The organism is Pseudomonas farris, from assembly GCF_019145235.1.
GTDB lineage: Bacteria > Pseudomonadota > Gammaproteobacteria > Pseudomonadales > Pseudomonadaceae > Aquipseudomonas > Aquipseudomonas farris.
Genome location: NZ_JAHSTV010000010.1, coordinates 52096 through 72714 on the forward strand (window position 1 = coordinate 52096; position 20619 = coordinate 72714).

9 protein-coding genes are annotated in these 20619 nt (G+C 53.8%); 4 read left to right on the forward strand and 5 right to left on the reverse strand.

The genetic code is table 11. The features are described from left to right. Positions 1 to 734 precede the first annotated feature (734 nt). Positions 735 to 863: a hypothetical protein gene (locus KVG95_RS30040; RefSeq protein ID WP_264082326.1), complete on the forward strand. Its 129-nt coding sequence runs from the start codon at positions 735 to 737 to the stop codon at positions 861 to 863. A 1-nt stretch (position 864) separates the two neighbouring features. Then, the gene (locus tag KVG95_RS20835; protein ID WP_217857759.1) at positions 865 to 1017 is read left to right on the forward strand and encodes a hypothetical protein; all 153 of its coding nucleotides are present in this window, start codon (positions 865 to 867) and stop codon (positions 1015 to 1017) included. Between the two features lie 35 nt (positions 1018 to 1052). Here KVG95_RS20835 and KVG95_RS20840 read toward each other — a convergent pair whose 3' ends face one another. The 3 genes from KVG95_RS20840 to KVG95_RS20850 all read right to left on the reverse strand — a co-directional run bounded on the left by KVG95_RS20840 (position 1053) and on the right by KVG95_RS20850 (position 7950). Next, a complete protein-coding gene (locus KVG95_RS20840; RefSeq protein WP_217857760.1) occupies positions 1053 to 2189 on the reverse strand; it encodes a hypothetical protein in 1137 nt (378 codons plus the stop codon). Positions 2190 to 3039: 850 nt separating this feature from the next. Next, on the reverse strand, positions 3040 to 4800 hold the full coding sequence (locus KVG95_RS20845) for a hypothetical protein (protein WP_217857761.1): 1761 nt from the start codon (positions 4798 to 4800) through the stop codon (positions 3040 to 3042). 15 nt (positions 4801 to 4815) lie between these two features. Further along, a complete protein-coding gene (locus KVG95_RS20850) occupies positions 4816 to 7950 on the reverse strand; it encodes an SNF2-related protein (RefSeq protein WP_217857762.1) in 3135 nt (1044 codons plus the stop codon). A 953-nt stretch (positions 7951 to 8903) separates the two neighbouring features. On the opposite strand from KVG95_RS20850, the gene KVG95_RS20855 reads away from it, so the two are divergent. Further along, positions 8904 to 11774, forward strand: a complete 2871-nt coding sequence (locus KVG95_RS20855; RefSeq protein ID WP_217857763.1) for an ATP-binding domain-containing protein — start codon at positions 8904 to 8906, stop codon at positions 11772 to 11774. 166 nt (positions 11775 to 11940) lie between these two features. Then, a complete protein-coding gene (locus KVG95_RS20860; RefSeq protein WP_217857764.1) occupies positions 11941 to 12069 on the forward strand; it encodes a helix-turn-helix domain-containing protein in 129 nt (42 codons plus the stop codon). A gap of 120 nt (positions 12070 to 12189) precedes the next feature. On the opposite strand, the gene KVG95_RS20865 is transcribed toward KVG95_RS20860, so the two are convergent. Together KVG95_RS20865 and KVG95_RS20870 are read right to left on the reverse strand one after the other, a co-directional pair. Further along, on the reverse strand, positions 12190 to 14289 hold the full coding sequence (locus tag KVG95_RS20865; RefSeq protein ID WP_217857765.1) for a UvrD-helicase domain-containing protein: 2100 nt from the start codon (positions 14287 to 14289) through the stop codon (positions 12190 to 12192). Then, a complete protein-coding gene (locus KVG95_RS20870) occupies positions 14286 to 20618 on the reverse strand; it encodes a DEAD/DEAH box helicase (RefSeq protein WP_217857766.1) in 6333 nt (2110 codons plus the stop codon). Before KVG95_RS20870 ends, KVG95_RS20865 begins: the two co-directional genes overlap by 4 nt. Position 20619 lies beyond the last annotated feature (1 nt).

Below are 20619 nucleotides of genomic sequence, written 5' to 3' on the forward strand. Positions count from 1 at the left end.
AGCGTTACAAATCAGGCAATTAGTGATTATCGCAAGTGTCTTTTTTGTGCCCGGATGGGCCGTTTTTGCTCAGTAATGCCAGCTTAATGACAGCCTTCATCCAAAGGGAGCAGTGATAGATGGGGTCGGAAGTAGCGCGAATTCGTGAGCGGTCAAAAAGCCGAAAACTCATAGAGAGCTTGTATGAGTCGGCACAGCAAGTTTACGTCATCCATTATTCCTGCGAGTCGTTTTACGAGAATTCCACAGGTGGGTTGCTAAGCATCGCCTTCGAGCGAAATATGGATAGGGATTCGAACCCCTTCTAGTGATCGTGCAGGCCGTCACAGGCCGCGAAACTCGTGCTTATGTGCCTTTGAGCAAGGAGTGAAACGGCCTATAGCGGCCCCTTGTTTGCCCTAATTTTGCCCTAAAACGTTATGCGGTCGCGCAAGGCGAGGGCCTGCACAAGGAACACGCCTTGTGAAAGCATCAGGATTGAGGCGAAAGCTCCCGCCTCAATCCCTTCCACTACATACCTGGCCTAGCCTGGCTTGGATCGGCTGGTCGATAAGATTTCAGCTCGATGGAAGGTTACTCACCTGACCGCCGATCACATGACGCTTTCTATCAACCAGCCAACAGCCGGTACGAAAATTTCCACGCCAGTTCCCTATATGGCCGTGCACTCACTGCCGATACTGGCCCCGTCAACATGCATCGGGCACGTTGGCAAAATCATCAGGAGCCGGACCATGAGCAAGCAGTCTGATCAAGACAATCGTGCTAACCAATTGAACGACAACAATGACGCCTACTGGCAATCTCGAGGTGAAGATGAGCGCCCGGACGATTGGGATACCCGCTCAGAGGAGAACGACTGAAATGGCCAAAGTCTATAAAGCGCCACAAGACGCCCAGTCGGACTATGGCAATGCGAACAAAGGCACTCGCGGCACCAATCCTTTGTACGACAAGGCCCAAGGTAACCGAGGGAAGCAACTGGACCCACGACAGCAGCCACGTTCTGGGCATTGATAACGGCAAGTAGAGGCTGCTCACGCAGCCTCGTTTTAATCCCGAGCGCTCATTGGTCGGCCCAATTGCGTTCTGGCAAAACGATATTCTTGAGCGTAAGCGCTCATGACGGACGCCACTTCGTCGTGCGTCAGACCGATATGCGTAAGATGAAGTCGTACCAGGGCCAGGGTCTCGCCAAGTCGCAAAACGGATGCTTGAATCCAGGCGTCATAGGCTCTCCCCCCTGGATCGGCATCTTTCAACCGGGGCGATTCTTTGGTCACCGCACCGACCAGATCGAGAAATGTCTGGAATTTCGGACGGCCCTTTTTCGCTTGAACCCAATACCTGAGAAGCTTTATGCGAGCTGGCCCATCCACACCCTCAGGGGCTGAACTGTTTGCCCAACGGTTTCCAAGATAGGTCGTCACTTTCTGCTTTCGTTGCCAGTCACAAAGCTTTGCGAGGTGTTCAAGAGCCCCAAGCATCGGATTGCTCCATTCGCCGCTGAGCGGTTTGTAGACTGGTATGACACCGCCAAAGGGAATCAGCTCCGACATGCCGTCCCGTTCCACCGCTTCCCAAAAATTCTCAACAACGGTATCTGCTACGTACCAGGCAAGAAGGCGAAGCAGGACAGTGAGTGCATCAGCGGTGAGAACGCTTGAAATCACCTGGTCAACAGACGCTTCATTGTCCTCCCGCTGAGTGGAATCAGGTGCAGATTTTGCCCGTAGCGCAGCACACCCGAACCGCGACACTAACGGCGAACTGGCATAGCGTCGCCAGTTCTCTTCCAAGCCTTGACCAGCCCGAAGCGTTTCGGCGTTTAACACTGTGGCATCCCGGACAAATTGGACCCAGAACGCCTTGGCCGCCTTGTGATGGAAAAGTCCGCTACTAAACAGGCCAATCCAGGTGACCCCTACTGGCCAAACGTAGTCGGCATCATGAGGTCGCAACAGTTCATCAATCAGCGCGGTAGGGACGGCGCGGATCAAACGGCTCATTGCGCTGCGTCCGAGAGGACGAAATGGGCTGACCAGCATACTGGCCATTGTTTTGGCTACCGGGAGCGAAGGATTACCCGCGCGAACGCCCTCCCATATTTCTCTATGGCTGGTGTGCAGGAGCTTCCAGAACGACTCCACAGGCAAAAGCAATGCTCTGTTACTGATCAGGCGAACCATTCTGGGGTCATCTAACGACAGCAGATCCTTATACAAGTCCTCGGGGCTTTTTGTGGTCATTGCGTGACATCGGAAATGATGATGACTGAAGAGGCTAGTCGTTTTGCATGCCGTTGGCTAAGTAACCTGTTTTTATCACTGTGGGCCACACGCGGACATTCAACTCCAGCGTCACATTCCCAGCGACAGTGCTTCGCCAGTTCTGTGCGCACAGTGGCTCGACCTTGTTCTGGTCAAGATCCCAAGGCGACGAATCCTGCATGCGATTCGCGCGGTCTTGAGCAGCCGCTAGTCAATGTCCACAACCAGAAGCCGTCGTTCGTTAGTGGTAAGAAACCCTGCATGGACGTGAAGAAGATTTGCGTGTGGTCTGCAAACGTCCACTTGAGTCGGAATCAACCCCGGGTGTGGGAAAGGCATAACTTTCGAGGGAAGGGTTAAGACCTTATCAAGGTAATCGTCCAGCTTCCCTCCAACCCCTGCACTTCTGAATTTAAAAGCGTCGACTGCTTCTACCAACTTTTTCTCCAGATTGTCTCGATGCAGATCTTTCTTAAAAGACGGCATAAAACGTACTGAGGATGGGAACAAGTGATTTACGTTAAATTTCAAAAAGCGCCTCAATGCTGAACCGCTCCGATGCTCGCAGTAAACGTGAGATTCGATACAACCTCCTCCCCTTCATGGTTCGGAGGCTTTTGACGCAAAGTGGACATATCCAGACCCGGAACGGCAATTGCTCAATGGTCAACGCTGCGAGGCGGAGCTCCTGGGCACAGATCTCGTCAGCCTTCATGGCCCAATACCTCGACCAGCACAGGCACTTCCAGCAAGCGGCCGCTGAAAAATGTCATTTCGGATAAAGTTCGTCACGATCCGGTCTTTCTCGCACCGTTGTGTGGCGTTCAATGTCTTCTATCTCATGAGGCGCGATGATATTGCCTATGCTTACTGCGTCGTAGGTCAACCCGTGAGCTACTGATAACCGGTGAAAATCATCGGGGCCTATGCTGCTGACCGCCGTAGTCTCAAGCATTGGGAACTGAGTGCGCAGAGGTTGCGCCTTGATCTTCTCGAAAGCTTGCTTTAAGGCGCGTAGGTAAACATCGCAGGTGGAGCCGCCGCCGGCGAGAAAAACCGGTATCCCCGCAGTCCACTCTGGGGCATTCGGATAGCGGTGTGCCTTGGTATAGTGAAGAATCTCACCTATTACATCGCTCACACGTAGAACGAAATACTTATCGATGCCTAGAAGCAGAGCACGATCTATTGCTAGGCGTTCGGCGAGTTTATCCGTCGTTGGGGTTCCCTCAATATCATCCCAGTGATGGCTGCTTAACCCTAATTCATCAGATCGCCTAGCCATCAAGAAATGCGTTCCCAATGGTTTGACGGTGCTAGCAAAGATTGGAAATCGATCCTCGCTTTCCTGTGATTCTCGATAAACGTTAAAAACCGCGACATCCATCGTGCCGGCGCCAACATCCAGCAATAGATGCAGGCCATTCCGACGTTGTGGCGATTTGACGTAGCCGGCAATCTGCGCAACAAACTCTGGCATAGGGTAGAGACCATCCAGTCCTATGTCGGCCAAGCCTACAGGAGTGGCTTGCATCAATGCGTCGGCGGCTTCCAAGGTCAGCTTGTCGTGAGTTTGGCTGAGTTGCCACCCCCAACACCCGATACGGTTGTAGTCATCTTTTAATGGTGACAACCAGGAATTCGTTGGAATACCAAGGTTGACCTCCCATACCAAACGCCTGTTTCCAACAAGCGGCGCCTGATGTCGATATAGCCAAGCACGCGCATAGCGCATCACCCATGCAAGGAAAACTACTGCAGCCGCCAGTTGCCGAGACTGTACTGGGTGGCTGGAGATAAAGGGTAGTTTGAGATTACTGAGCACCTCGGACTTCTCAGGTGTTCTTCCCAGCCAAACACTCCCATCAGTGCAGCACGATAATTCGCCAGGCAGAAAATATCGATGGGGGCTGCTGCGAACTCCGTCCCAGTCGACAAAAAACACCTTGTCAGCGGCTCTGATGGCGAGTTTCGTATAGGCTGTTCCGAAATCGATGCCCACTCTGACGGATAAGGCACGTGAGGTTCCACCACCATTTGCTTGCAAGGCGGATCCTTCCTTTACCCAGTCCTCAGGCATCTTGAACTCGGACACCCGCGTCAGTACTGCCTGGCTGACGGCGTCAAAGCCTAGCTCGGCAATCGTAATCGTATCGACTTTGGCAGGGGGACGCGGGGACGTCTTCGATGCAGGGTGATATACCTCGTGCACAAAGTTCATATCCCCGCTGTCAATTTTCGAGGCTTGTGTATCGGGAGCTCGTTGCTTGTTTTGTTTTTGACTCGATGGTGGCTTCGCAGCGGGCCGTGGGCTTTTTTTATGTGTTACCTCCGAGCCGATTTCTGGAGTTCTTGAGTCCTTGGAATGCTTAAGAGCCTGGACGTCATCTTTCCAATCTTGCTCGGATGAGTACTTGATCTGTGATGGGGGTACTGGCTGATCGCCCGTCTTTATTACGGACTTCTCCTTTACGAGTCGATTGCCTAACTCTGGAAATACCTTGGCGAGCTCTTCTTGTAGGCTTCCCATCTCTCCTCCCTCAAGTCAGCCATCGACCTGCAAGATCCCTGCGCAAACGAAGTACCGGTCGGCGAGTACCTTTTCTTTTTCGCGGATACGCTCCCGGCGTGTGTTTATACGGGCCAAGAGTTTGTCAATCTTCCCTTGCGTCATATTGGCGAGGGAAGGCCGGCCCGCGTCGATATGTGTTTGCAGCGTGTTGTGTAATTTGGGTAGGCGGCGATCGAGGTAGTGGTCTATCGAGTCGAGTTGAAAGTGCGCACGGTCTGAATTCTCATTCCTCTTCCGCTCCAAGGCTATGCGATAGCGTCCATCGAGCAAGGTCTCCGCCTCCTCGAGGCGGGTTCGAACGAGACAGGGGGCTACTGCCTGGTCTGCGCCTAGCCAGTCGCAGCCATTCACGCGAGCAAGCTGCAGTAACTGATCGGCAGCGTCTTCATCAAGCACATCCCCGTCTTGTAGCCGCAAAGCGGCTACGGCCAGAACTTCCTCTTCCCGTACACCGGAGAATGCCCAAGAGCGTACGTAGAAGACATAGGTGCCGTGCGGCAAATAGCTCTGTTGTTCGCTACCACCAAGACGCAGTGCAATCAAAGGGTAAAAGTGTTCGTTGCGCGCCTTAAGGTCTCGACTGATAAAACGAATCAGAGGGTGAAATTGATGAATTATCTCCTCACCCCTGCGCGATATTTCGCTTACCCGGTTGAGAAAGCGGCAGATTCTCACCCCGCCAGCCCCCAGCTGTGTCTTACCTATCAACCCTTCCGTTCTGAGGAAATCATCGAGTCTGGCTGCCAACTCTCCTGGAAGTTGGATACTGATTAGACGACAATCATCAGTTTCTTGGGCAAAGCGATGTTCAGGCCAGTATTTGTTTAGATAGTCTTTAATATAAATGTAGAGATCAGTTTCCGTGACTCGACGCGCAAGTTCGTGAGCTGCCTCGATTCGTTCCATAACCCGCTGACCGTGGGCCATCATGTGTGCAGCATTACTCTCCAGTTCCTCGCGACGCAGACGTAGATTTTCGAGCGCCTGTGCTGCTCGCTCGATTTCCGCGTCTTCTTCCACTTGAGTCAGCTGACGGCTCAATAGCGAAGATTCCAGCTTGCGAATCTGATCACCCACCACTGCCTCGGCTTCCCCCAAGGCTTCCTCGAAGATGCGCAAACGGTCTAGAAGCCTGGAAACTATTCTCTGGTCGATCGTGTCCTTGAAGTAGAGATTCCAGATGTGGACTATATCTGCCTGCTGGCCAAGCCGATCGATACGACCGATGCGCTGCTCGATGCGGGCAGGGTTCCAAGGCAGGTCGTAATTCACTAAAACCCTGCAAAATTGGAGGTCCACACCTTCGGCGGCTACCTCGGTCGAAACAAGGATTCGAAGAGTCTTGCTCAGTCTGAACTCGTCGATCACTTCCTGCTTATTTTGGGCTTGATTGCCCCAGAGTAGCCTGGATGAGAATCCCTCGCGGAGCAGACGCTCAACTAGATATCGGGCTGTAGCGCGGAAAGTAGTGAAGAGCACAATCTTTTCCTGTGGGTGGTTCCTCAGGAAGTCGCCCGCCACTGTTAGAAGACGGGCGAACTTGGTGTCTTCACGCCGAAGAGCCGCCAGATCCACCGATCTAGGTATGGTTGCACGCAGCAACTCACGTAAGGAGAGTGGTGACTGGTCCACTTCTTCAAGTTCAAGTTCGGCCTCGTACTCATCCTCCAGATCCTCTATTAGCTCCTCAGCGCTATTCCCTCCCATAAGCCAGGCCTCGGCGACAGCAGCAGGACAGGAAGTCACCTGTCTCTGGGGACTGGCGAGGAGGAAACCGTCGCTGATACCCCGTTTCCAGGCGAATTCTCGGGTTGTCTCGGTAACAGCTAAATAGAGTTCGCGCTCCACCGGGCTCATTTCCACCTCCTCTCTGCGTACATCGCGGGTTACGCGGCGCTCCTGCACGTCGCGCTTGCGTGTCCTTACAATCACGTGTGAGAGCAGATTCATGCGTTCAAGCGTATCCGCTAGCTGAGCCCTATAACCTTTTGTTGCGAGCCGTTCGTCCGTGGGCGGATCACGAAGTACTGCCGCAAGTTGCAATGAGTTCATCAAAAGTTGTTCATCGGCAGCAGCCTGCAAATGGGACATTATCTGCTTGCTGTTCGATTGATAGTTGAGCACAGCATCCCGTGCCGCAACCAGCGGCTTATTTGATTCAATTAGCCGAGTGAAGTCCTGCTCCGAACTGAAATGGTCAGGATCAAGTAGTCGCAATAGGTTGAATAAATCTTGATTCTGAAGGCTAATCGGTGTCGCTGAGAGCATTGCTTGGTAGTCGGACACCCCGCGAAGCAATTCACCCAAGTTCCACGTGGCGCTTTCACTATTGCGCATGTAATGCGCTTCGTCGAAGACCACCATGTCAATAAGCGGCTCCTCCTCTGCGTTCTCATACAAAAAATCTGCCAACTGCCAGCGCGCGCTGGGGTTTTTCGGTTTGGTTTTTCCATCTGGCCTCCATGCACGCGATGCACGCGCAGCTTGGTAGCTGATGATCCAGGCTTTGCCTTCACCAATTTGATGGCGGGGCTGCCGCATAGCATCAAGCAGGTCCTCTGCTTTCACGATCTGGGCATCCACGCCGAATCGATTGCGCAGCTCATCTCGCCATTTTTCCCGCAACATTGCGGGGCAGACCACCAGCAATCGGCGCATGTCAAAGCGGGCTCTAAGCTCCGTCCAAATCAGACCAGCTTCTATGGTCTTGCCCAGGCCTACTTCGTCGGCAATGAGCAAACCGTTGATAGGAGATTCGAGTAGCGTAAGTAACGGCCGATACTGGTGGGGGTAGAATTCCGTATTGGTGATACCCATGGCATAAATCAGATTTGCCAGCCGCCCAGAAAGGTGCACATAGGTCAGGTTGCAGCGTAGATCCGCCGCACGTCCATACCGCCCCTTTTCCACCAACGAGAATGGGTCCTGCGAGTCGAGATTATCAAGAGGCTCGATCTCTTCCTCATGCACGAAGTCGACACCGCCATCGGACCATCGGACCTGAACGTAAAGCCCTGAGGGCTTCTTACGAGGTGGGGTGTTTGTCACCACCCCCTGCCGACCGGGATTATCGATGCTACTCACAGCAATGCCAGCGTCAAAGCTCATGCAACCTCCACTATTACGCCCCTCTGTATGGATGGCCTTTTACTTGTGGGTTCTGCTACGTCAAAAGTGGACGACATGTACTAACTATTAACTAACGTACGGCCAGCGACATATTTCTGTTTTGCTTTACGGCCACAAACGCATTGCATAGCCTCACTTGACAACTACCATCTAACAGCCAAAGTTCGGCCGAAGATACTTAAGCCGCACCCAGACTCGGCATACCTTACTAGGGGCACCTCTAAACTCACCATTCAGGCCAATCAATGAATTACTCTTGTTATGCACTTACAGACAAAGAGCAATTTTCTATCTTAGCCCCCTGACTGAGGAATATCATGTAACGACTGCAAGTGATACTTTATGCCAACTTTTAAATTCCCACCCAAACAAATACCCATAGAAACAAAAAACCAATGAAAGCAATTAAATACAACTTAAAACATAGAGAATTTCTGCATTACTTTCTCGGTAGAGAGTAGTGCAAGATTCCATAGAATGCAAAGGACTACCCTGGCCATGACAGGTTGACCTAAGTGTTTGTTTTTTAACTGGTGGGCCTAGTCGGATTCGTACCTACGCCCAAGGGATTATGACCTCAGCAAAGATGGCCTATCCATTGAAAAAACCATTTTTATCAGGATCTTATCGATATTTATTCCCATATTTCCCCAGTGTTCTCGGTAGGAGCTGACACTTTTTAGACACTCTCAATTGGTAAACGCTTGTAGATCGTGCAACGGCAGGTCCCAGCAGCCGGCGTAGCTCGAAACCATGATTGCACCACCATACGGAACTGCACAAAAAGCGATGCAAGACCGTCGTGGGGACAAGTGCGTTTCGGCTCGTTTCTTCCCCCACTTTAGCTATCCTTTCACGGTGAGCATCGATCATGGAACAAGCTCGTGCGGATGGTATGTATTCGTAAGTGACTTTGAAAGTGAGTGAACACCATGCAGAAGAAGCTCAGTGATGCATATCTGACGGCTGTGGCCAACGAAGAACTGGAAATACTGGACTGCCTGATGGATTACGTCGAACGGATGATTCGAGAAGGCTGCCTCGAGTATCGCAGCTTGCGGCGCGAAGCTTATGGCAAGACGGTATGTATCGTTCAGGAAAACGGTCAAAAAGACACCTATCGGTTAGGTATGGATTCGCTGACTTATCCGAAAAAAAATTCGGGATATGCAACGCCGCACTCACCAATTGGACGTTTGTGCTCAGTAGTCAGTCTGGGCTATCAGGGGTATTCCATACGCTGGGGTGATTACCGCGTTAATGAGGTTCGTCGGTTCCGTCGGCACGACTTCGAAGAGCTGGACAAGCAGGTTAGAAACTTCAGGGCAATGCTCGTCGAAAATGACAAGGGCGCGAGCACCGTTGAGAATTTGCGAGCTTTGGTCGCGAAGCTGTTGGCTCCTAGGCCGGAATCTGTAGTTGAATCGGACGCAAAGACAGAACTTTCTGGAGTAAATCTGTCCTCTGTTGAACCTGCTCCGCCAAGCTTGGGCGAAACCGCACTAGTTGCGTCAGGGGTGGAAGCCGAGCAGCCCCGGGAACCACTACAGCCTGCATTGATCCTTGAAATTCTCGACGATGAAGATGATGCGGCGATTGAAGGCATCATCACTCATTCCGACCTCGATATGGATGGCGAACCCGAGGAGTTTTCCGAATATATAGGTCTGGACGAAGACTTCTTCCTCAACCGTACCTGGGCACAGGACAAGATCATTTCCCGATCGCCCGTGGGCCCGATGTGGGTAGAGGGGGTTGCCGGTTCCGGTAAGACCTCGGCGGCGCTGGGTCGCACTAAGATGCTGTGTGACTTCAACTCCAACGTGGTTTCAGACAGTGAGATGTTTAGGCAAATCCTTGGCGATGAATTCGACTACTGGGAAGGACGCTTTGCCGGAAAGTTCTCTCAGGAGGGCTGCGTCGGCTTTGTCAGAACGGCTGAACTGATCCTGTATCTGAAGGAAACCTGTAGTCGTTTGGGTATGGCTAACCTGCCGGTGATGGAATACCACGAATTGCGCTCGCGGTTGCGAAACCATCGCAAGCTGGAAAGCTCCGGCGGTCCCGTCAAAAGATTCAAACACAGCAGTGAGGACAACCATCCACTGACCTCGACCTTGCAATGGCTTGACGCTGCAAGTTTCGCTGTTGCGCAGGTGATTGCCCGCGACTTGAGAGCTCAGGTTTCACTACTGAGTTCTTCCATTACGAAGGATCTTCCTGCCAATCAGCTCAGTCTTCTCACCGCTGCAATTGAGTTGCTGTCTCTGCGAGTCGAGGAGTTGAGCAGGGCGATCGAGAACCCTGTGGTTGCTCGCGGCGTATTGAGTGGGCTGGTTGTCAGGTTGCAGGAGCTAATTCAGAAGGTTGAATCACGCATCTTGGGTACTGATGTCCTTACCATCCAACTGGGCGGCAAGCTGGTTTATGGCACTGGTCAGCCGGAATTGGCCAAGGGGCTGATCGAGCAGGAGGTTGATTTCTTCCTAGACCCGAACACGGTGCTGGTTCTCTATCAAGTGCCAACTGACTCAGGGCTTGGGGAAGGAGTGAAGCTTTGTGTCTCCAGCTCTGGATACGAGTTCTTTGATACTGCTCGGCAGGGTATTGATCTTGCCGAAGCCTTGCAATGTGCTGATCAGAAAGAACCTGTAAGAGTCAAAATTCCGGCCTTGACGGATGTAATGCTCGCATTCTTCATGCCCGCCAATGAGCTGTTCATGAGACTGGGACACAGTGTTCCTCTCCTGTTCCTTAACAAGGGTGGCCTTAAGAGAATCAGGATCAAAAGGGGACTAGGCAGGATAGCGGCTGAAGGTACTGAATCATCAGCCAAGATGTTCTCGAGCCTGGCACGAGAAAAACTGGTCAAACCGCTGAAAAACTTTGCCTATTTCTATGCCAAGGCGCTTGAAGACGAGAGATTACTTTTTCCTGACCAAGTAGTGGCACAACAAGTGCTTGAACGCTTGCAGACATACCGGCTGTGTGACGCCGATATTGATTTGCTACTGTGTATTGCTCACGATATTGCCTTTAAATCGGAAAAGGGTTCCCTTCCCTCGGGGCTACTTTCGTCTAGCTACTACCAGAGTGTGTTTGTCGACGAGGTGCAGGATTTCACTGAGCAACAGATCTATCTGATGACCTCTCAAGCTGACCCCGAGTACCACGCAATCACTGTTGTAGGCGACCGCTCGCAGCAACTGTTGCGCAACGAGCAATTGCACATCACAGACTGCTTCCCGGGAGGTTTGCGCCCTGAGTTTGTCCGTCTGGACGAGAACCTGCGGCAGAAGAGCCAGCCTGAGCTGGCGGACTTTAGCGCTTTACTGCGCAAGCTTTTCGAAACGGGCACGCATGCTGACCTTCAGATGCTGGATACCTATCTGCTGCATGATCAAGTCAGCAACACAAGTGCGTACTCTCTGCAGAGCTTTGCGGATCGCGAGCAAGAATTCGCTTACCTCTGTGACATTATCTCTAATATCTCGGAAGATCTGACAGTTGCGGTCGTTTTACCCGACCAAGCGTTGGCGTTTGAGTTGCACAACTATTGCGAGCAAAGACTTGAAGGCAGCTTCCGTAAAATGAGCATGTCAGAGCATATAAATCTTGCCAAAAAGTACCTCGTGCATTTTACCTCTGTGCTGCATGTGAAGGGCTTGGAGTTCGATGTCGTACTGCTGCCGATGATTGAGCGTTACGATCTTGCTCAGCCGATTTTCAGGAATCGGTTGTATGTGGGCTGTACCCGTGCAAGGAAAAGTTTGGTCATGAGCCGGTTGACACATTCTTCCTGATTTTCATGCTGGAGTGAATCGCCCTAATTCTGCGGAAAATCTTCATGTCTTCGATAGAGGTCGGTAAGGGAACGGTGAACCCATCTTTTCACCCCCGCTAAGCCCCGACATGGTGGACACTATTTTTTAGTGGACACCATCTCTGACCTATTTAAGCGGATCCTTTATGCAGCCAAAACGACGCTCCTGTACCAAGACTTTCAAAGCCCAAATCATCCAGGAATGCGCCCAGCCAGATGCGTCAATCGCTGGGGTTGCCCAGATCCATGGGCTCAACGCCAATCTCGTGCATTAATGGATTCGCGTTCAATCGCAACAAAGCTTGGCACTGCAAACGCCTTCATCCCGCTGAGCATATGGCCCACCACTGTGTAGGAGTGCTTCGCAGGCACATTCTGCCCCCTTCATGCGCTACTCAAACAGATGCAGGGCGAACCAAGAGAAACAGATTGCGTTTCGCCCGTGTTGCCGCAACGTGCAGCAAACAATGCTCGGAAGTTTCCGTATCTTCCGTCACGCCAGCATCTTCATCGCGACTGAACTGCTCGGCGTAACTAGTCGCCCCCTTATAGGCGGCAACAATCACTACGCTGAACTCGAGCCCCTTGATGCGGTGCATAGTGGCTAGGCGAACACCCGGTAGTGCCGAATCGTCAGAGGTTGAATTGTCCAGTTTCAGGTGGACAATACCGGCTTGCTGTAAGGTCCGAGCAATACTGTCCAGATCATCATTGGTACGCGCAGTGATGCAAATCTGTCGAGGCTCCATGCCATCGTCCTGCAATTGTTTCAGGATCGCCTGTATATGCGGCATATCTTCTTGTACGGAGGACGACTCGATGATATCCGGCACATCACCATGAGTAAGAGAACGGTAACCGCGCAGAGATTCCGCGTTGCCGTCTAGGTCATCGACAGCACATCCTTCGAGCTGAGCGCAGGCCCATTGGCGGATTTCGTCGGTGGTTCGGTAATTCACCTTCAGGTTACGGCTGCGGCCGCGAACCTCGATACCCACCCGGCTGAGTACGACTTTGTGCCGGTAGATACGCTGGTGAGCGTCGCCAACGATAAACAGGTCGTTTTCGGCTACTTCTACTGCCGTACGAATAAGTTCGAAGCCTGCGTTGCTGATGTCCTGAGCTTCGTCCACCACCATGGAACGAATGCCCAGTGCAGGCTGCTCCTTCCTGAGCAACTGACAGGCCTCACGGAAGGCTTCTTCAGGCTCGCGCAAGTTGGCAGCTTGCAGTTGGGCGCGGTATTCGGCAAACACCGGCCAGATAGACTTACGCATCGCACGACCAAGCTGACCGCCGCGTCCTACTCGACTGGCACGCATATAGTCCTCAGCAGTTTCGCAAGCTTGAGGAAGCACCACTCGCTCATATTCCGCACGCATGAACTGCAAGCTGAGATCAACCGATGTCGGCATCGCCGACAGAGCTGCTTGCCAGAAACGGCGACGGTCGCCTTCGTTGTACAACAGATTATGTGGGTAGCCAAAACGACGCAGAAGGCTGGAAGCCCACTGATCCAGGTTCACCACCTGAATTTTCTCCAGCTCCTGCGGTGTGCACAGCAGCGCCAAATGCTGGCGGATGTCCTCAGCCAGCGTTTTGGTGAAGGTGGTAAACAACACGGGACGACCCGGCAAGCCCGAGTATTGTCGTGCAAGTCTTGCGGCGCGATGCATGGCCACAACGGTTTTACCTGTACCTGCACCACCGGTCACCTTCACCGGACCATTCCAGTCGCGCTCCACCAACTTGCGCTGGCTGGGATGCAGGAACACCCTCCAGCGCTCTAGAGGTGCAGCTAGTAAGGCCTCCAGATCGCTGTCATCAGTCAGTACTACGAAATGACGACGCGAACTGTCGCGCTCCAGCGCAGCCCCGAAGTCTGCAGGGTCGACCGACTGCGGCGCGGCTTGATCACTGATGATCTTGTCGAAAAGCTCGCCAGCAGCAAATAGATACAACGCCTCAAATGCCTCATCGGGCAACTGCGTTTCCAGTGCCTCAAGTTCATCTTCATTAGTCACGGCACGCACCGCTCCAAGCCGGTCATCGGGCACACCCAGACGGCGGATTTCACGGTCTTTGAGGGTATCGAACAGGCCCGCAGAACGCACCTCAACCGGTGCGTCAGATGCCGTCGTGTCAGCTAACTCCTGCACTGCATAAACCTGAATGCTGCCTACATCTGGATGGATCGCGACTCGATGGTGACGAGCCCACTGGTAGGCATCGTCGTGCTGGTCTACCCACAACAGGCAATACACGTTGCCCACATCAGGTTTAAGCACAATGCCGCGCATATTGTCGTTAATCCGCACCGAACGCATATTCGGATCGGCGGCATCATGAATGCGCTCATAATTGATGCCGGTCGCCATAGGGTTCTGACGAAACTTTGCAATGAAGGTCAGTACCGCCTGCTGGTGAGAGTGGGGAACTGCCGAAAACGACTTCAGAAAGTCATCAGACATTGCAATCTTCAGTGCCAGCGTCATGCCAGTGTCTCCATCAAAAGGGTTCTCAGCTCATCAGGCAATTCGCTGCCGTCAACAGTGAAAGAATGCCAACCTTGGCCAGCAAAAAGCGCAGCCTCTGCTCCTGTATCAGGCAGTAGTACGGCGGTACGAGCATCTGGCCAAGCCAATTCAGCTTCAGCTATTACGCGGCCTTTTTCATCCATTAACTCATAGCCCACTTCCGGTGCGGTCACGCCCAAACCAGCCAGAACCAAGCCCCAAAGTTGTAAATCCTGAGCAGCCAGATCCAGCGCTTCCTGCCAAGCTTCAGACAGCCCCCCAGATTTCGCTTTGAGCGCAGAACAATCCTGCAGCGCAGATAACCCAGGCATTTCAGCGTTGCCAACCCAAACCTGACGCAGCGGCAATAATAGGTTGAGTGCTTGCCAAAGCTGCTGCCAGCGTAACTGGAGCTCGCTTTCCGGCAAGCCGACTTCTCTCCACTCACCGACCAGCACAGGCTCCGAGTCCGCCGAGCCATTGCCCGTCATCACTTGCTTCAGCTGCTCCGGGTGCATGGCAATAGCCAGCGTCCAGGCTGTACCGAGCTGACGCAGGCTCAACCTATGCTGATGCAGATCCGGCAGCAGACCCAGTTCATCCAGGCGCTGCCAGAAGGCCCCTTCGCGCAAGGCTTGTAGCCCGGAGGTATCTCCCGGAGGCATTAGCATTCCCGCAGCCAGGGAGATGGCCAATTTGCCAAGCGCTTGGTGCTGCCCATGTGCTAAACGCTGATGCAGCTGAGTAAAGGACGGCAGCGATTTGAAGTTGGAAAGTGTGGCGATGCCCTGTGCCGTGCAGAGTTTTCTCACTACCTGCTGCGGATCATCATTAAGCAACATTTGCCAAGGCGATGGCGTAGCCAATACCTGGTTTTGCAAGGCGCATTCGACGTCATCCCAGGTCAGGGTCCATACCGAGAACTTCCCGCACTTTGCCACCGCCATACGTTTGGCGAGATCGGTAGCAATGATGTCCTTGTGGTACTGCCAGCCATCAACAAAAACCACCACGGGCAGGTCGTCGGCGGTATCGTCCGGCCAGAACACGAAGTCCGGCTTGCACGGAACCAGCACACCATCGCTGGTTCCCAGACTAACCTGCAACTCCATCCGCCAGCGACGCGAACCAGCCTGTATCTGGTAGCCCGCCTTGCCCTTGAACAAAAGCTCGGTCAGCTTAAATCTCTCACCCTGATGCTCTCGGCGCAGTGCCTCGACAAACCGCTTCTCCAGCATGCTGTCCAGTAACTGGTTAACCGGCTGGGAATCAGCCAAATGGGTAACAGGCTTCAGCGCCCCCTTGTGCTGCATCACCTCGCCCAACAGTTTCTGCGCAGTACGCCGCGAGATGGACTTACGATCGTGGCTGTTGTGATAGCGATACACACAGCGATAACAGCCATCAGTGTCCGCATTCTGGTTGCAGACACAGCTATTGAGGGCCTGCAACGCAATATCGAACACTTCCAGCAATGGCTCAGGTGCGCGCATCAGTTCTTTGAGGTAGCCAGTGCCGCCCGGCACGCTGTCGTAGATCACCAAATAACAGCGCGGCGTATCGGAGCCCGCAGCCATACGCATATCCAGGGCGATACGCAGGTGGTCCACCGCCCCCCTGAAACGCCGCACCAATCCCAATTCCAGAGCCGACACAAAGCTCAGCAGGGCCTCATTGGTGTCAGCAAAGCCCACCTCGGGCAAGAACAGACGAATACCCTCACTGGTGAACTCTCGATAGAGAAACACACATTGCTGCGTGCTCGCTTCCGGAGTCTTACGCTTCGAGCACCAGGACGAATGGTTACGATAAAACTCCTCGGCCTTGCGCTTTCGTTGCAAGGTGCCGCACTCCGGACAAATGCTGAAACCTGGGCGATTAAGCTCCTTACCGCCTATTTCCATCGGCGCACCTTCCGCCGACTGTTCACCAAAGTTCACCTCACGGAAGGTCACACGGTCGAGAAACTCAAAGCCGAAAGGAAACGTTTGTTCGTCGATCACAAAAGCTTGACGCACCGCATCTGGTGGGCTATCCACTAGCGCCTGCCGTACATAAAAGCCACGCTGGCGCTCATCTGAATCGTCAGCAATACGGCTGTCGCGATCCAGCGTTCGGGCAAACACCGTGGTCAAACGCAACATCTCGTGCACCCGACCACTGTCGCGCCACAGCGTATCGCCACAGCGAGGGCAGTTCGGGTGCTGATCACCTGACGACAGGGGCTCGGTATAGGAGCACTGCCTACAGAAGCGCCAGTGCTCCGGCTTGATCTTTGACACATCGACCTGATTGATCACCACCCGCCGGCCTTCGGCATAAAAGGTGTTGTTCGGCGCAAGCTCTGTGATGGCCGTTGAGCCAGGACGCTCATACTCAAAGGTCTGCGGATCGGGCGCTGTAGTGCCTGGCTTGGGATCACGGACAATTATCGAGCGCAGCAGTACACCTTGCTCCGGAAAGGCATAGTTGGGCAACAATCCTTCATCCGTCAGCACATTGAGCGTAGCCTTGCCCTCGATGGAACCGATCAGCCGCGATAACGCCGTACGATCCTGTAGAAGTCGAGTCAATTCGGCCTCCTGCTCCTCACCGCGCACGGTCAGTGCCTGCAGCTTATCGATCTCCTTAGCTGCTGCTTCACGCTTGCGCTTGATGCTATCAACATCACTAGCAATGCCCTGTAAACGGTTGACGATTTTGTAGGCCAACGGACTGCTTTCATCGCTACTGCCCTGGATGAAATTTGCTAGCCACTCACGAGTACCCTCGCTCAGAGGGTTCTGAGTGCCTTGGTTGAACAGGCGCAGAAAACGCTCAAGCAGCGACGCTTGGTTCTGCTCCACATAAAACAACCATGGATAAGGAAACTTGCTGCTGGTCTGATTATTGATCGCGCTGAACACCCCGCGAACTTCTGAGGGGATCTGCGCGGCACGTCCGTTTTCATGTACCCAGCAATCAAGGGTAAAAGCGGTGAGCTGACGCTCAAGCACCGCAGAGGCGTTAAGGAAAACTCCAGGTGCCTGCACAGCGCCTGCGATCATGGTTTTCGGGTCATCCCAGAAATACAGATCATGCGGTTTGCTGGTCGCCATGCTCATAAGCAGAGCGTTACCCGTGCTTCGCCCTGCTCGACCGGCACGCTGAATGTAGTTGGCTTGCTGCGGCGGTACCGAGCATTGCAACACGCTGGACAGATCGCCAATATCGATGCCCATCTCCAGAGTCGGAGTGGCTGAGAGCACATTGATGCCGCCAGGGCGGTCACTCTTCGATTTGAAATTACGCTCCACTGCCTCGCGAGTTTCACGTGGCAACAAACCAGTGTGCTCGTGGGCAACTACGCGCTGGATATCGGCATGTAAATAGAGCTTGCGGTAGAAGTCGCCGGGCAAAGCAACTGGCTGCAGCTGACCCTGACAATCCACACGACGGCAGGGCTGGCCAGAAAAATCATCTTCTGGACCTGACAGCGTCATGCTGTGGCAACTCTCGCAGCGCCAACTACAACCGCCCAAGGTGACACGGAAAGCCTTAGGCTCCAGCCCCCACACCCGCATATCAGGGTGATCATCGGCCTCTTCGAAGCCAGCCAGGCCAGCCTGACTCAGCGCTTCAAGCGCAAGTCGATACAAAGGAAAAATCAGCGCGTCCGCGCCGATCGCCAAATCGTGCAAAGCCGGCAAGGCCTTGAACGCCCAGGCACGGAACAAGCGGATATGGCTGCCAGTAATGCTGGCACAACGTTTGAACTCGGGCAGAGTCACAAAACGCGGTGGCCGCGGGCCGGTGAGCAACTTGAACTGGCTTGGGCTCTTTTTGTAAACCCAGGGGCTGCTACCAACACGAGCATAGAACGCCAAAGCTGGGTCCCGCCAGGCTCCCAGGCGTTGCATGGTTTCCATCAGCCCGCGCAGGAACACCACCGCTTCTTCCGATTGCGTACCTGCCACTGGCTCAAGCGTCTCTCGCAAGCGCGGTAACAACCAATGCGCGGCCTCTTCCAGCGCGCCGCTCTCCGGCACCACACTAGCCGTACCGGTGGCGACAAGCGTACGCCCTATATGAGCATCTTGGCCAAACTCTGCATTCATCACCCAAGGCAACAACTTCGCCAGTTCATGCAGCAAATTACTGTTTTCGGGCAGCGCGCCCTCACCCATCAGAGTTTCGTAATCACGCAGCCATTGCATCTGTGGCGGAAGAAAGTTGGCCACATAGTGGCCGTCACCCAACGCGTCACGCCAACGCTGCTCAAAGGCCGCCGGCAAATCAGCCAGCGTTAGAGGCTGGCCTTGTGCGATCGTTTCAGAAATCACCTGTGCCAGCGCCGGGCGCAAGTTCAAACGCCAAGTGCGCGCGGCAAGAAAACCTGCGCGGTGGGCAGCGTCCTGCACAGAGTCGGAGAAGGCAATAAGTTTCTTGTCCAGATTGAAGCGCGTTGCAAATAACTGCCCCACCATCGCCGCCGCCAAGCTAGCCGCCTGCGAACCCACAATAGTCAGTGTTTTATAGCCAGCGCAGTAAGGACAATCGTGATGCGACTTGCTGAACTTCGCGCCATTGCGCGAGCTTTCACGCAAGTTGCTGGCGATATCCACCGCCAGTAGGGCCTGATCTTCGCAGTGTGAGCACTCAGTTTGTGAGGCTTGATGCAAAGTGCCGCAGGCGGGGCACACCTGCTTGCGTTCGAAAATCTTTTGATCCGCACCTGCACTAGCGGGGAAGACAAAGCGCGTGGACACGTCCTCAGAGAAGAACGCGCTGTAAAAACCCTGCAAGTCATGGCTGAGTTGGTTCGGACTGATTTTTTGTTGCGCGGCCCCCCACCCTGTGGCGTGACATTCGCGACAATGGATCACCGGCAAATACACCCGAGTCAGATCGGCCTTACGCAAATCATCATGATGTTTAAGTAACGGCTCGGCATCTAGCATCGCCACCATGCGGCGCAGCTCGCGCAGCCAGATTTCTACCTTAACCTGCAAGAAGAAGTCCTGATGCCCCGGCTTGCGCGCATGGGCCACCAACGCCAGCAAACTGGACAACCACAACAGCGCAAAGCGCTCATCCTCGCAGGCCGGTAAGCGCCGTTTGAGCAGAATCAGCAGGTCATCCAGCAAAACAGATTTAGGGCTAAGACGCTCCAAATCACGCAACAGGTTCTGGAATGCAAAGTGGCATTTCAGGCGCTCGCCCAGCGTGCAGCGCCAGTCAAAGTCTTGCGCCTGCTCCGCCGAACACGAATGACCAAACCAAAGTGGTCCTTGTGCAGCCAAGTAGGTATACAAATCGTCATATTGCTCAGGTGCCAGGGCTGTAACGTCGCCGGGCTGCGGGCTTTGGGTAAACTCCACCACAGCCTCAGCCAGGTAATCGCCTACCGACTCACGGTCTTCGCCGATTACCGCGCCAGCATCCATCGTCTCACCAAATACATCACCGGCAAATGCCAGCAAGTCGCTCACGCCATCGTCGCCCAACGTAGCCGAGGTGCCCACACATACCAGTTGCCCTGGTGGCGCATTGAGTCGGCCTTTCAGGCGACGAATCAAACAAGCTAGATCCGTGCCCTGCGCACCATTGAAAGTATGCAGTTCATCTACCACCAGATAGCGCAGCGTATCAGGCTGTTGCTGCACCCACAGGGGTGCATCAGCAGCGCGAATCAGCAGAAAATCCAACATTTTGTAGTTGGTCAGCAGAATATCCGGCGGATTTTCTCGCAATGCCTCTCGATCGGTGATGACGGAATAGCTGCCGTCCTCCAGCCTCGTCACCGTCTGTGACTCGACTGCAGGTGCATCCCCCACATACAAACCAGCACGAATACCTGTAAGTCCTGCAGCGTCAACAATTTGCTTTGCAACACGGCCAGCTTGGTCGCTAGCTAGAGCATTCATCGGGTAAAGGATAATGGCCTTGATGCCACGCCGTCCCTCTGCGCGGGCCATACGGCAATGCTCCAGAATCGGATAGAGGAAGCACTCCGTCTTACCAGAACCCGTGCCAGTGGCCACCAAAGTGGACTGAGCCGCATCACCTGCCAGTCGAGCAAACGCTTTGGCTTGATGCGCGTGCGGAACAAAGCTAGACGGCAGCCACGCAAAAGGAGGGTTACCTGAGTTTCCCTGTTTTCTAAATGGCAAAGGTACCGTCAGATATGGACCTTTAAATATATTGTCCCGCTCGGCCAGAAAGCGTTCCAACAGCCCTTCAAAGCCAGACGTGGTGGAGGGGAAAGCCGTGCGGAGAAAATCCGCAACGCCTTGGGTGACTTGCTGGGAAACAATCAATGGCTGCATG